12 protein-coding genes are annotated in these 12,607 nt (G+C 73.0%); 5 read left to right on the top strand and 7 right to left on the bottom strand.

What is annotated here, in order from left to right:
• Positions 1 to 218: 218 nt before the first annotated feature.
• The 4 genes from ACIHCX_RS33330 to ACIHCX_RS33315 form a co-directional block, all read right to left on the bottom strand.
• Entirely contained in the window at positions 219 to 497 is a 279-nt protein-coding gene (locus ACIHCX_RS33330) for a hypothetical protein (RefSeq protein ID WP_400036221.1), read from the bottom strand.
• Positions 494 to 1,222, bottom strand: coding sequence for an MgtC/SapB family protein (locus ACIHCX_RS33325; protein WP_400036219.1), 729 nt, complete (start codon positions 1,220 to 1,222; stop codon positions 494 to 496). Before ACIHCX_RS33325 ends, ACIHCX_RS33330 begins: the two co-directional genes overlap by 4 nt.
• A 274-nt stretch (positions 1,223 to 1,496) precedes the next feature.
• Positions 1,497 to 2,975: a glutamate-cysteine ligase family protein gene (locus tag ACIHCX_RS33320; RefSeq protein ID WP_400036217.1), complete on the bottom strand. Its 1,479-nt coding sequence runs from the start codon at positions 2,973 to 2,975 to the stop codon at positions 1,497 to 1,499.
• Positions 2,976 to 3,114: 139 nt separating this feature from the next.
• Entirely contained in the window at positions 3,115 to 4,479 is a 1,365-nt protein-coding gene (locus tag ACIHCX_RS33315; protein WP_400036215.1) for a pyridoxal phosphate-dependent decarboxylase family protein, read from the bottom strand.
• 193 nt (positions 4,480 to 4,672) lie between these two features.
• On the opposite strand from ACIHCX_RS33315, the gene ACIHCX_RS33310 reads away from it, so the two are divergent.
• A complete protein-coding gene (locus tag ACIHCX_RS33310) occupies positions 4,673 to 5,161 on the top strand; it encodes a MarR family winged helix-turn-helix transcriptional regulator (RefSeq protein ID WP_400036213.1) in 489 nt (162 codons plus the stop codon).
• A gap of 19 nt (positions 5,162 to 5,180) precedes the next feature.
• Here ACIHCX_RS33310 and ACIHCX_RS33305 read toward each other — a convergent pair whose 3' ends face one another.
• Positions 5,181 to 6,425: an FAD-dependent oxidoreductase gene (locus tag ACIHCX_RS33305; protein ID WP_400036211.1), complete on the bottom strand. Its 1,245-nt coding sequence runs from the start codon at positions 6,423 to 6,425 to the stop codon at positions 5,181 to 5,183.
• 456 nt (positions 6,426 to 6,881) lie between these two features.
• Here ACIHCX_RS33305 and ACIHCX_RS33300 point away from each other — a divergent pair, with 456 nt between their 5' ends.
• The 4 genes from ACIHCX_RS33300 to ACIHCX_RS33285 all read left to right on the top strand — a co-directional run bounded on the left by ACIHCX_RS33300 (position 6,882) and on the right by ACIHCX_RS33285 (position 10,704).
• Positions 6,882 to 7,577, top strand: a complete 696-nt coding sequence (locus ACIHCX_RS33300; RefSeq protein WP_400036209.1) for a hypothetical protein — start codon at positions 6,882 to 6,884, stop codon at positions 7,575 to 7,577.
• 138 nt (positions 7,578 to 7,715) lie between these two features.
• Positions 7,716 to 8,591 carry a class F sortase gene (locus tag ACIHCX_RS33295; protein ID WP_400036207.1) on the top strand — a complete coding sequence of 292 codons (876 nt, stop codon included), beginning with the start codon at positions 7,716 to 7,718 and terminating at the stop codon, positions 8,589 to 8,591.
• A 102-nt stretch (positions 8,592 to 8,693) separates the two neighbouring features.
• Positions 8,694 to 9,968 carry an ATP-binding protein gene (locus ACIHCX_RS33290; RefSeq protein WP_400036205.1) on the top strand — a complete coding sequence of 425 codons (1,275 nt, stop codon included), beginning with the start codon at positions 8,694 to 8,696 and terminating at the stop codon, positions 9,966 to 9,968.
• 97 nt (positions 9,969 to 10,065) lie between these two features.
• Positions 10,066 to 10,704 carry a hypothetical protein gene (locus ACIHCX_RS33285; protein ID WP_400036203.1) on the top strand — a complete coding sequence of 213 codons (639 nt, stop codon included), beginning with the start codon at positions 10,066 to 10,068 and terminating at the stop codon, positions 10,702 to 10,704.
• Between the two features lie 108 nt (positions 10,705 to 10,812).
• On the opposite strand, the gene ACIHCX_RS33280 is transcribed toward ACIHCX_RS33285, so the two are convergent.
• Both ACIHCX_RS33280 and ACIHCX_RS33275 read right to left on the bottom strand, forming a co-directional pair.
• Positions 10,813 to 11,925, bottom strand: coding sequence for a sensor histidine kinase (locus tag ACIHCX_RS33280; RefSeq protein ID WP_400036201.1), 1,113 nt, complete (start codon positions 11,923 to 11,925; stop codon positions 10,813 to 10,815).
• Positions 11,922 to 12,590, bottom strand: coding sequence for a response regulator (locus ACIHCX_RS33275; protein ID WP_400036199.1), 669 nt, complete (start codon positions 12,588 to 12,590; stop codon positions 11,922 to 11,924). The genes ACIHCX_RS33280 and ACIHCX_RS33275 overlap by 4 nt, the downstream gene beginning before the upstream one ends.
• Positions 12,591 to 12,607: the final 17 nt, after the last annotated feature.

Here is a 12,607-nt window from a genome sequence, read left to right as displayed (position 1 = left end):
CACGGGATCCGGCCCCCCGACCGCGGGGGCTCGCGCGTCGCGGCGGACACAATCCGCCACTCGCGCACGGGACACCGGGCGCCGTCGGCTCGGACCGGTCCGGTTGCTCGCCGGTACTTCGCCGTAGCGCCGTCGGTCGCGACAGGTCTGTCGTGGGGTTCGGCGGGCAGGGCGAGGCCACTCGTGCCGACTGCCCGCGCGGGCACCGGCGTCGGCGGTCAGCGCCGGCTGTCGCAGGGGCGTCGCGACGGCTGTCCGGCCGCGATCCAGCGGCGTACCACGGCCCGCGGCAGGAGTCCGTCGGCCGCGATGACGTCCTCGGGTATGCCGGAGGACCAGGCGGCCAGCGCCGCCCTGTGCAGTGCGGCGGCGCGGACGGCGAGGCCGGCCCGGTACGCGGTCGCGGAGCCGCGGGCGAGCTTCGGGGCGTCCTCGGCCAGTTGCCGGGCCGCCAGGCGGACGGCGCGGCGAGCGCGCAGCACGTCGAGGTCGCTCATGCCGCCACCACCTTCGCCTCCGCGCCGAGGGGCGCGTCGTCCAGATGCCAGTGCAGGTCCCGGACGCCGGGCTCCAGGGCCAGACGTGCGACCAGATGTTCCAGACCGCGCGCCGGGTCCCCGGCCAGGGACACGGCGGCCTGCACCACCGTCGTCTCGCCGTCGTCACGCCGCACCCGCAACCCGGTCGCGGCCACCCCGCCGCCGGTGAGGGCCTGCGACAGCAGGGCGCGGACATGGGTTTCGTCGGAGCGGTCGCAGACCAGGTGCACCGTGGCCCGTACGCCCTCGTGGTCCGGGTCGCGCTGCGGGACGTGGTCGATCAGCCGGCCCGCCGGGCGCAACACCAGGTGCACGGCCAGGACCACCGCCGTGCCGAGCAGGCACAGCTGGAGCCGGCCCGAGGCGGCGAGTACCCCGACCGCTGCCGAACACCACAGCGTGGCCGCCGTGTTGAGGCCACGGACGCCGCCGCCCTCACGAAGGATCACTCCGCCGCCGAGGAAGCCGATGCCGGAGACGACGTAGGAGGCGACCCGGGTGGGGCTGCCGGAGTCCCCGACCGCCTCGCTGTAGAGGACGAACAAGGTGGCGCCGCAGGCCACCAGGGCGTTGGTGCGCAGGCCGGCCATACGGGCGCGCCATTGGCGCTCGACGCCGATCAGGGCGCCGCAGCCGACGCCGGCCGCGAGCCGGAGGGCGAAGTCGAACGTGGTCAGGTTCACGAGGGAACCTCCCCTCGCCCCGGGAGAGTGGGGCAGGACGAGGGCACGGCGGCCGCCTGCGCGGCGCGGGGCCGCGGGCTACCGGATGCCCGAGGAGCTGGGGGACACGGGAACGCAGGGCCATGGGCGACCCGGACTACTACTGGAGTCCATGTCTCTCACCTCCTCGATGCCGGCGGCGGACCTCCACTATACTTGCACATCAACGCAATTAGGGGACCCCGACCCCGGGATCCCCGGGAGCGCCGGGCCACCGCCCGTCCGGACGCCCCCGTCAGTCCACCGGCCACGTGTGGCCCGGGGCGTTGAGGTGCATGTAGTCGACGTACTGCCGCGTCATGCGCCGCAGCGCCTCGTGCCGGCCGCAGTGGGCGGTGGCGTCGATGTGGTGGAACATCTCCTTCTGCCAGATCGCGCCGTTGCGACCGGTGACGCACCGCTGCTCGATGATCCCGAGCAGCGGCTCGCGCCAGGCGTCGTCCATACCGGAGCGCTCCAGCCCCTGGTGGGCCAGCGGAAGCAGCCGCCGCAGCACGAGTTCGGCCACCGGTACTTCGCCCATGCCGGGCCAGTACAGCAGTGCCTCCATACCGTGCCGCGCCGCGGTGTGCAGGTTCTCCTCGGCGGCAGAGAAGGACATCCGCGACCACACCGGCCGGTCCTCCTCCACCAGGGCGCGGGTGAGCCCGTAGTAGAAGGCGCCGTTGGCGAGGGTGTCGGCGACGGTCGGTCCCGCGGGCAGCACTCGGTTCTCCACCCGCACGTGCGGCTTGTCGTGGGCGATGGCGTAGACGGGGCGGTTCCAGCGGTAGATCGTGCCGTTGTGCAGGGTGAGTTCGGCCAGCTCCGGGATGTCGCCGCGGTCCAGCGTCTCCACGGGGTCCTGCTCGTCGCACAGCGGCAGCAGCGCCGGGAAGTAGCGCACGTTCTCCTCGAAGAGGTCGAAGACGCTGTTGATCCACCGCTCGCCGAACCACACTCGGGGCCGTACCCCCTGCACCTTGATCTCCTCGGGGCGGGTGTCGGTGGCCTGCTCGAACAGCGGGATACGGGTCTCGTGCCACAGCTCCTTGCCGAACAGGAACGGCGAATTGGCCGCCAGCGCGACCTGGACCCCGGCGATCGCCTGTGCCGCGTTCCAGTACCCGGCGAACTCCTCAGGGGAGACCTGGAGATGGAACTGGGTACTGGTGCACGCGGCCTCGGGAGTGATCGTGTCGGCGTAGGTCCGCAGCCGGTCCACGCCGTCCACCTCGATGTGCAGGTCCTCGCCCCGGGCCGCGAAGACCTGGTCGTTGAGCAGCCGGTAGCGCGGGTTCTCCGACAGCGCCGCCTCGCCGACGTCGTCCTGGAGCAGCGTGGGCAGGATGCCGATCATGATCAGATGCGCGCCGACCGAACCGGCGCGGTCTTCGGCGTGGTTCAGCGCGGCGCGGATCTCGGACTCCCAGGCGTCCGGGCCGCCCTCCGTCAGTCGCCGGGGCGGGATGTTGATCTCGAGGTTGAACCGGCCCAGCTCCGTCGACCAGGCGGGGTCCGCGATCGCCTCGAGCACGTCGCTGTTGCACATCGCGGGCTCCGCCCCGTCGTCGCCCAGGTTGAGTTCGATCTCCAGCCCCACCTGGGGCCGCTCGGACTCGAACCGTGACTCGCGCAGCATCTGCGCGAACGCGTCGAGGCACTTCTGCATCTTGGTCCGGTACCGGCGGCGGTCCTCGCGGGTGAAGACCAGCGCCGGGACGTCACGTCCCATCGGCCCTCCCGGAATCCCTTCCTCGGACACCTCACCTCACCTCCCCAGCGTCGCACCACCGGGCGACCCTGACCAGGCGAGGGCGGGAGGGCCTACGCGCCGCGCACCGGAACGGGCCGGTCACGGCGCCTCCGGGCGGTCACCGCGACAGGGCGAGCCGCTCGACCTTGGCGTGGACCCGTTCCACGTGGTGCTCGGTCTCCGGCTTCATCAGGACACTGCGCAGGACGCGGGCGCCGTCGGCGTCCGCGACGATCTTCGGGTGGCGGGTCGTGAACGCCTCGCGGTCGGCCCGCAGCGTGCTCAGGAACACGGGGTCGGGGCCGGTCATGCCGTCGCCGAGGACGCGCGCGGAGGCGGTGTCGACGGCGCTCAGCGTGGCGGGCTCCACGGCGGGGAAGTAGGTGACGATGTCCAACTCGGGCCGCTGGTACAGCTCCAGGACCTCGGAGGCGTCGATCAGGTCCGCCCACTTCAGCGCGGCCCGGCGGCCGGCCGCGAGGGCGCCGCCCAGACCGTCGGGCGTGGGCGGCAGGAGCCGGAAGGTGAGCCACAGGGCGGCCGCCGACGCCCCGGCGCGCGAGCACTCCAGGCTGATCTCGCCGAGGTGCAGTTCGTCGGAGGTGAAGTAGGTGTACGGCGAGTCGTGCAAGTAGAAACGCCCCACTTCCGGATCGCGGAAGAGCACCGCACCGCAGCCGTAGGGCTGGAGTCCGTGCTTGTGCGGGTCGACGACGACCGAGTCGCACCCGGCGATCGCCCGCCAGGGCTCGGGCGGCAGCCCCGCGTCACCGCCGGCGCCGGCGAGCAGCGTGAAGAAGCCGCCGTACGCGGCGTCGACGTGGATCCGGACGCCGTGGCGCCGCGCGAGGGGCAGGACCTCGTGGATCGGGTCGACCGCCCCGAGCCCGGTGGTGCCCGCGGTGAGGACGACCGTGCCCACCCGGCCGGTCCCCAGCAGCTCCTCCAGGGCGCCGAGGTCCGTACGGCCCCGGTCGTCGGTGGGGACGGGGTGGCCTTCCACGCCCAGGACGCGGCACATCCGGCCATGGGTGTAGTGGGCGTCCTCGCTGTAGGCGACGCCCCGCCCGGGGTGGAGTTCCCGGGCGACGAAGAGGGCTTCGAGGTTCGCGATGGTTCCGCTGGTGGTGAGGTGGCCGAGGTGGGTGTCGTAGCCGAACATCGCGGCGAGTTGCGCGACGGCCTCCCGTTCCATGCGGGCGGTGGCCGGACCGCCGTCCAGGGCGTGGTTGTTGGGGTTGATCAGCATCGCGGTGAGGTAGCCGGCCACCGCCGCGGGGTGCGGGGGCTTGAGCATCTGGCCCACGTAGGACGGATGGAAGAAGGGGTAGTTGTCCTTCAGCCGGCCGGTGAACTCCTCGAAGGCGGCGGCGAACCGGTCGTCGTCGACCCGGAGCGACGGGTGCGGCTCGTAGGGGGCGAAGGTGTCGGCCCACTCCTGTATCGACTGGGTGGCTCGGCCGAGCCAGCGCTGCAGGTCCACTGGTCTCCCTCTCTCCGACTGTCGTACGGACGCCGCCACCATAGAACTTTGTTGACTGCTCAGCAATCAACTGCTCAGTAATTAATCAGTCAGCGGCTGATTGGTCAGTGGTTGAGGCATCGGTAGGTGATTCGGCAGTAAACTCGGCGGGGCAGGACCACGCGGGACCGAAGCGAGAGAGGGCATCAGGCAGGTGGACGACGCGACCCGGCAGGACGACGAGAGCGCCCGCGCCGCGAACAGTCCGCTGGTGCGCGACTTCGGCCTGCTGATCAAGGTCGCCACGCGCCTGGAGCAGCGGATCGACACCGCTCTGCGCCAGGAGTGCGGGATCGGCCACACGATGTTCGAGGTCCTCATCCGGCTCTGCCGGCAGCCGGGCGAGGATGTCTCCCAGCGGGTACTGGCCACCGACCTCACCCTCACCAGCGGCGGGATCACCCGCCTGGTGGACCGCATGGAGGAGGCCGGCCTGGTCCGGCGCCTGCCGTCCCCCGGGGACCGCAGAAGCGTCCTGGTGGAGGCGACCGAACAAGGCCGTGCCGTGTTCCTCCGGGCCGCGGCCGTACACGCGGGGGTCGTCGAGCGCCACTTCGTCACACCGGTGGCGGGCGGGGACTACGCCCGGCTGACCGGCTCGCTGCGGGAGATCCACCGGGCACTGCGCGACGACGCCGACTGAGCCGCCGCACCCCGCGGCGTCACGTCCGCGTCCGTCGGCGGACGGCGCTCTCCGGTGGGCGCTCGCGCAGCGCGCCGTAGGCGAGGAAGTACGCGGGCAGCCGCCGGGACGCCCGGGAGCCGCTGAGCAGGCCTGCGGTGCGCCGGGCCCGGTCGTCGCCGAGCGGTTGCCGCCCCCGCAGGACGGGCCCGATGAATCCGGCGTGGGCGGCCCGTTGCAGCGCCTGTGTCACGACGGTGGTGGGACGGCGGCGGCGCTGCACGGCGCGTACGTCGCGCAGGCCCACGGTCCCTCGGCGCAGCGGCCCGACCAGGTACCGGGCGGCGGCGACGGCGTCCTCCACGGCGAGGTTGATGCCGATGCCGAAGACCGGGGACATCGCGTGTGCGGCGTCGCCGATGCACAGCAGACCCGGGCGGTGCCAGCGGCGCAGCCGGTCCAGCCGCACGTCCAGGAGCTTGACCTCGTCCCAGGAGCGCAGCGTGCGCGTGCGGTCGGCGGCCCAGGGCACGGCGGCGGCGAAGTCGGCGAGGAAGCGGTCGAGGCCGGCGGCGCGGCGTTCGGCGTCGGTCCCCTTGGGAATGAGCGCGGCGCACTGCCAGTACGAGCCGCGGTCGATCATCGCGGTCAGGAGGCGGTCGCCCGCGCCGCCGACCAGTCCGCTCGGGTCTCCCTCGTGCCGCGGCAGCCGGAACCACCAGGCGTCCATCGGGCAGGCGAAGCGGCGCAGCCCCAGTTCCGGCCGGGAGCGGGCCAGTGAGCCGCGGCCGTCGCACGCGACCGTGAGGACCGCGCGCAGTTCACCGGTGCGGCCGTCGGAGGTTCGGTAGCGCACCCCGGTGACCCGGCCGCGTTCGACCAGGAAGGAGGTCGCCTCGGTGTTCATCCGCACCTCGAAGGACGGTTCGCGCCGGGCCTCGTCCACGAGGAGGTCGAGCAGGTCCCACTGGGGCACCATCGCGACGTAGTTGTACGGGCCGGGAAGCGTCGCGAGGTCCGCGACCGTCACCATCGACCCGCCGGGCCCGGCGGGCAGTTGGACGGTGCGCACCCGGCGCTGGGGCAGCCGTGCGAAGCGCTCGGCCAGCCCCAGGTCGTCCAGCAGCGCCAAGGTCGAAGGGTGCACGGTGTCGCCGCGGAAGTCCCGCAGGAAGTCGCCGTGCTGCTCGAGCACGGTCACGGCGACGCCCGAGCGGGCCAGCAGCAGGGCGAACACCATGCCCGCGGGACCGCCCCCCACCACACAACACGTGGTCCGCTCCATCACGCCCTGCCTCTCAGGAGAGCAGTAATTCATCAACTGATGAAAATTATACTCCTTCGCTGGGTGGAAGCACCCCCTGTGCGGCCGCTGGTCGGTGCCGGCCGGCGCCCGGAGCCGTTCGGGGTCGCCCTTCAACCCCTGTTCATCTCAAGGGAGTTGATCGGTGGTGGAGTGTGCGGTCACCGATCGGCTGCGGGCCGAACGGATGGCGGACGGGGGCAGCGGGAGACCGGCCGGGGGCGGGGCCTGGGTCGCTCCTGGCCGAGGGAGGGCGGGCCGCGGCCCAGGCCGCCTTCGTTCCCTCGCGCGGAGGTATGGAGGGGGCGTCAGTAGTCCGAATGCGGCGCTCAGGTGGTGGGGCGTCAGGATTCCGCTGAAGGTGATCACGTCGCTGCTGCGATTCCCGATTGAGTGGGCGTTGGGCCGGCTCTCGCAGTCGTGACGGAAGGAACACCCATGCGTATCACCCGTACTCTGTTCACCTCCGCGGCCCTGGCCGCGGCCGTGGCGTTGTCCGCCCCTGCTGCGAGCGCGGTGACCATGACCGCGTCCCCCTCCTCGCAGCAGCACGCGGTCAAGGCTGACAAGCGCGGCGGTGAGGACTCCGACGACAACGACAGCGACGAGGGCAGGAAGAGCGATCGACGCGGCGACGACGAAGGCCGCGGTGGCCATGACAAGGGCTACGAGGGCCGTGGTGAGGGTCGCGGCGAGGGCCGTGGCGAGGGTCGCGGGCACCGGCCGCACGGTGGCGTGCACGCCGGTGGGGGAGCCCTGGCCCTGATGAAGGCCGACGGCGACCGTGACGACGAGGGCGACTCTGGTGGCCGTGACGACGAGGGCGACTCTGGTGGCCGTGACGACGAGGGCGACCGCGGTGACCAGGGCGACCGCGGTGACCGCGGTGACCAGGGCGACCGCGGTGACCAGGGCGACCGCGGTGACCGCGGTGACCAGGGCGACCGCGGTGACCGCGGCGAGGGTCGCGGGCACCGGCCGCACGGTGGCGTGCACGCCGGCGGTGGCGGGCTCGCCCAGTCGTCCACCGACACCACCACCCTCGGCGTCGGGGCGGCGCTGCTGCTCGGCGGCCTGGGCGCCGGTGCGTACATGCTGCGCCGCCGTCAGGCGTCGGGTCCGTCCGCGGCCTGATGGACTGATCTTGTTTGTCGCTGGGCTGCCGCGGCCTGCGTCACCTCCCCCGGAGGGCAGAGCAGGCCGCGGCAGCGGCGGCCGACCCGAACCGTCGCCCGCGGCCAGTACCACCTCTCTTGACGAAAGGCACCGTCCATGGCTTCTCAGCAGCCGCCCCAGACGGAGCAAAGCGGGACCAAGCCCGCCACGCGTCGTTACCGGCTCCGCCTGCTGTGGCCCGCGGCAGCGGTCGGGCTGGGCATCGCGCTCATTCACAACTCCCTCGTCACCGCGCCCGTGGCGCATCCCAAGCACACGAACCGTCCGGTGGCGGTCGCCTCCCTGGAAGTCGCGCCGCCCGCGCCGCCCGCGCCGCCCATGCTGCCGGCGCAGCCCGCGCCGAGCGCCGACGCCCGCAACGGAACTCCCGGCGTCGGCGAGGCAATTCCCGGCATCAGCATCGGAACTCCAGGCACCGGCAACGCAATTCCTGGCATCACCGCCGGAACTCCCGGCGCCGGCACCAGAACCCCCGGCTCCCGCACCGCAGCCGACGGCAGGTCACTCCTCCGCTCGGAACCGACGCGGCTGTCGATCCCGGACATCGGGGTGAACGCGCCGTTCACCCAACTGTCCCTCAACGCCTCGGGACAACTGAACCCACCGCCGGCCGCCGACACCAACCTGGTCGGATGGTTCAAGGGCGGTCCCTCTCCCGGCGAGCGCGGAGCGTCGGTCGTCGTCGGTCACCTGGACACCAAGACCGGTCCCGCGGTCTTCGCCGAGCTGCCCTCGCTCGAACGCGGAGCCGTCGTGGACATCACCCGCGCGGACGGCACCGTGGCCCGCTTCAAGGTCGACGCCATCGACTCCTTCAGCAAGGCGGCCTTCCCCGACGACAAGGTCTACGCGGACACCTCGACTCCCCAGCTGCGGCTGATCACCTGCGGCGGGAAGTACGACCGCGCCAAGGACGGCTACCAGGACAACGTGGTCGTGTTCGCCCACCTCGACGCGAGCTCGCTCCGCTGACGAACCGGGGTGGACGCCTACTGCACCCGCCCGGCCTGCCTGGCTCGACGCCCGGCGGTCCGGCGGAGACAATGGACTGCCGGGAGCGGTGAGGTGGTTGCGATGCCCGCATGGCACCTGCGCGACTATCGCGACGACGATCTGGACCAGGCGATCCTGATTTGGGAGGAGAGCCGGCAGGTCAACGAGGATCCGGTCTTCCCGGTCTCGGAGGTGATGGCCGAGGCCCGGGCCGGACAGAACGCCGTGGTCGCCGTCGTGGGCGACGAACTGGTGGGCATGGCCGCGGCGCAGGCGAGCGGCCAGCGCGGCTGGGTCCTCCTGGTGGCGCTCGCCGCCCGGTGGCGCAGGCGCGGCATCGGCAGCGCCCTGCTCACCGAGCTGGAACGGCGCCTGAGGGCCGTGGGCGTGCGTCGTGTCAGCGCCCTGCTGCCCCCTGGCGCCGCCGGGAGCACCGCCCTGGAACACTGCGGCTACCGGTTCCGGGACGACCTGGTCTACTACGAGAAACTCGAACCGCACGGACCCTCCGACGCCGGCGCCCTCACGGAGCTGGGCGGTCGCATGCTTCCCGAGGGACTCTGGGACGCGATGGCCGGCATGGAACGGGAGAAGCAGGTCGTCGAACGACGGGTCGTGCTCCCGCTGGCGGAGCCGGCGCTCGCCGACCGCTACGGCGTTGTTCCGCCGAAGGGGGTCATCCTGTTCGGCCCGCCCGGCACCGGCAAGACCAGTTTCGCCAAGGCGGTGGCCTCGCGGCTCAGCTGGCCGTTCGTGGAACTCTTCCCGTCACGGCTCGCCGCCGACACGAACGAGGGGCTGGCGGCGGCGCTGCGGGAGGTGTTCGCGGACCTGGCGGAACTGGACTCGGTGCTGCTCTTCATCGACGAGGTCGAGGAGATCGCGGGCGTGCGCTCCGGCACGGCGGTGGACCCCGGACACGGGGTCACCAACGAACTGCTGAAGCTCATCCCCGGCTTCCGCGAGCACGACTCCCGGCTGCTGGCCTGCGCCACGAACTCGGTGCGCTCCCTCGACCCGGCGTTCCTGCGGCCGGGCCGGTTCGACTACGTCATCCCGATCGGACCCCCCGACGCGACGGCCCGCTCGGCGATCTGGGACCGCTACCTTCGGACCACCGACCCGGTGGACGTGGCGCAACTGGTGGCCGCCAGTGAGCTGTTCACTCCGGCCGACATCGAGTTCGCCGCCCGCAAGGGGGCGCAGGCCGCCTTCGAACGCGAGGTCACGCATCGGCAGGGCCGTCCGGCCACCACCGAGGACTACCTCGAGGCCGTCGCCGACACTCGGCCCACGCTCACCGCCCAGGCGATCGAGGAGTTCACCGAGGACATCGAGACGTTCAGTCGCCTCTGAGACGGGCGACGATGCCGGGCCGACGCCGACCACGGGCCGACGTCGACGACCAAGCCGGCCCGCCGACGGTGACGGCGCGGCCGGGCGGGAGGCAGGTGTGGCGAGGTTCCACCACAGGGCGGCGCTGCGCCGGCGAGCGCGGCGCCGCAGGGCCGCGGTCGCCGCCGCGAGCGCCCACCGCGCGCCCGGCGCCCCGGGGACCGCCGGGTGGCACACCGGTGCGCAACGGCAGCGGACCCTGCAGAAACTGGCCGATCGAGCGGACCAGTCCGCCGCCTCCCCGCTCCGGCGCCTCCTGTGGTGGTGCGGGTCCGCCGCGCTCCTGATCGGCATCCTGCTGCTGGGGACGGTGGAGGCCTCCGCGGTGGGATGGGCGGGCACCCCGGGCGAGTTCACCGCCCGCGAGTGCCATCGGGAGGCGGGCAGCAGGGGGGTCAAGAGCAGGGCCTGCTCCGGGTTGTTCGTCGCCGAGGACGGAAGCCTCGTCGACACGGCCGCGGCCCTGCACTGGGCGGAGGGCAAGGCGGGAAGGCGGATCCGGGTCCGCGCCCTGGCCCTCGGCGGCTACCAGAGGGAGAGCGTGATCGACGCGGTGCTGGTCGCCACCCTCATCACCCTGCTGGCCGGCCCGGCGGTCGGCTGCGCGTTCGCCGGTCTGTCCCGCCAGAGTCAGGACCGCCTCGCCGCCCGGCTGCCCGGACCGATCTTCAAGTCCTATGTGCGATGGAGGTCCTGACGGCGCGGGGCGGTCGTCCGGGCATCCCGGTTCCCTCGTGGCACGCTCGCCCGCGGGCGCGTGTCGGAGGCCACCGGCACAGGCCGCCCGCCCACCCGCCGGTGGAGGTCACGACGGGTCGCCGGTCGGCAGTTCCAGGAGGAGTTCGTAGCCCCCGTCCGCCGTGGGCCCGGCGGTGACGGTGCCGCCGAGGAGTTCGGCGCGCTGACGCAGACCGGCCAGGCCGTGCCGGGCGCTGGGCAGCGGGAGGGCGCTCCGGGTGGGGGCCGTGTTGGCGACCGTGGCGCGCAGGGTGCCGCCGCTGTGCTCGATGCGGACGGTCGCCCGGGCGCCGGGCGCGTGTTTGCGGATGTTGGTCAGCGCCTCCTGCACGGTGCGGTAGACGGCGCGCTGCACCGGGGGAGGGAGGTCTTCGGGAAGGTCCGTCTTCAGCACCGCGTCGATGCCGCTGCCGTCCACCAGCCGCCGCAGGTCGGCGAGGGACGGCTGGGGGGTGAGCTCGGTGGGGCGGCTGTCGGAGGCGCGCAGCACGCTGACCATGTGGCGCAGCTCGTCGAGGGTCTCCACACCCAGCCGCCGGATGGTCGCCGCGGCCTTCCTGGTCTCGGCGTCGGGGCCGGCCACCTGGAGCGCCCCGGCCTGCACGGCGATCAGGCTGACCTGGTGGGACACCACGTCGTGCATCTCCCGGGCGAGCTGCGCGCGTTCCTTCGCGAGCACGCTCTGGGCGGTCAGCAGCCGTTCGTACTCGCGGGCCTCGGAGATCTCGGCGAGCCGGAGCGACAGGTCGCGTCGGGCCTGCACCAGCTGGCCCAGGAAGACGGGCGCGGCCGCGGTGGCCAGGGTGTAGCTGAGGTGGAACAGGCTGCCGGTGCGGGTGAGTTCGGCGGCCTTCAGGGACGACCACGGCCAGGGCAGGAAGTCCGTGGTCGCGTAGACCAGGGCGCAGCCGGCCAGCAGCGGGCGGTGGCGACTGAGCGAGGAGAGCGTGTACAGCGCGGCCATCGGGGCGATCACCACGTCGCCGATCAGGGCGCTCGGGAGCGTGAGCACGAACGTCGTGAAGGGCAGCCGGCGGCGCAGCACCAGGGCCAGGGCGGCGAGCAGCGCGCAGGTCGTGCCCCCGCGCGCCCCGGCGTGGACGTGGACCGCGGCGTCGACCAGCGCGGCCACGACCAGGGCGGCGTCGAGCAGAGCGGGCTGCGGCCGTCGCGCACTCATCCGGCACGGCCGTCCCGCGACGGCGTGAGCAGGCCCGCGCGTTCGGCGATCAGTGCCGCCTCGACGCGGCTGCCGACCCGGAGCTTGCCGAGAACGGCGCTGACATGGCCCTTCACGGTGCCGGTGCTCAGATGCAACCGGGCGCCGATGTCGGCGTTGGCGAGCCCTTCGGCCATGAGGACGAGGACGGCGCGTTCCCGCTCGGTCAGCCGGGCCGTGAGCCGGACGGCGGACGGCTCGCGCACGCCGCCGCCGAGGTAGCCGTCCACCACCGTCCGGGTGACCTCGCAGGACAGCACCGTGCCGCCCTCGGCCAAGGCACGCACGAGGGATGGCAGTTGCTCGGGGTCGGTGTCCTTGAGCAGGAAACCGGCGGCGCCCGAGCGCAGCGCGGTCGCCACGTACTCGTCGGTGTCGAACGTGGTGAGCATGGCGACCACCGGAGGGTCCGGCAGGCGCCGGAGGTCGGCCAGGACGGTGAGCCCGTCCACGTCCGGCATCCGGATGTCCAGCAGGACCACGTCGGGGTGCGACTCCCGCACCGCCCGCACCGCCCGGCCGCCGTGGACCGCCGCCACGACCTCGATGTCGTGCGCCGCGTCGAGGATGTGCGTGAAGCCCCCGCGGACCAGGGCCTCGTCGTCGACCACCACTACCCGGATCACGTGCGCTCCGCTCGTCG

Source organism: Streptomyces sp. NPDC052043, from assembly GCF_044548235.1.
Taxonomy (GTDB): Bacteria; Actinomycetota; Actinomycetes; order Streptomycetales; family Streptomycetaceae; genus Streptomyces.
Note: the sequence above shows the minus strand (reverse complement) of the source record. Positions and strands in the feature narration are given on the sequence as shown.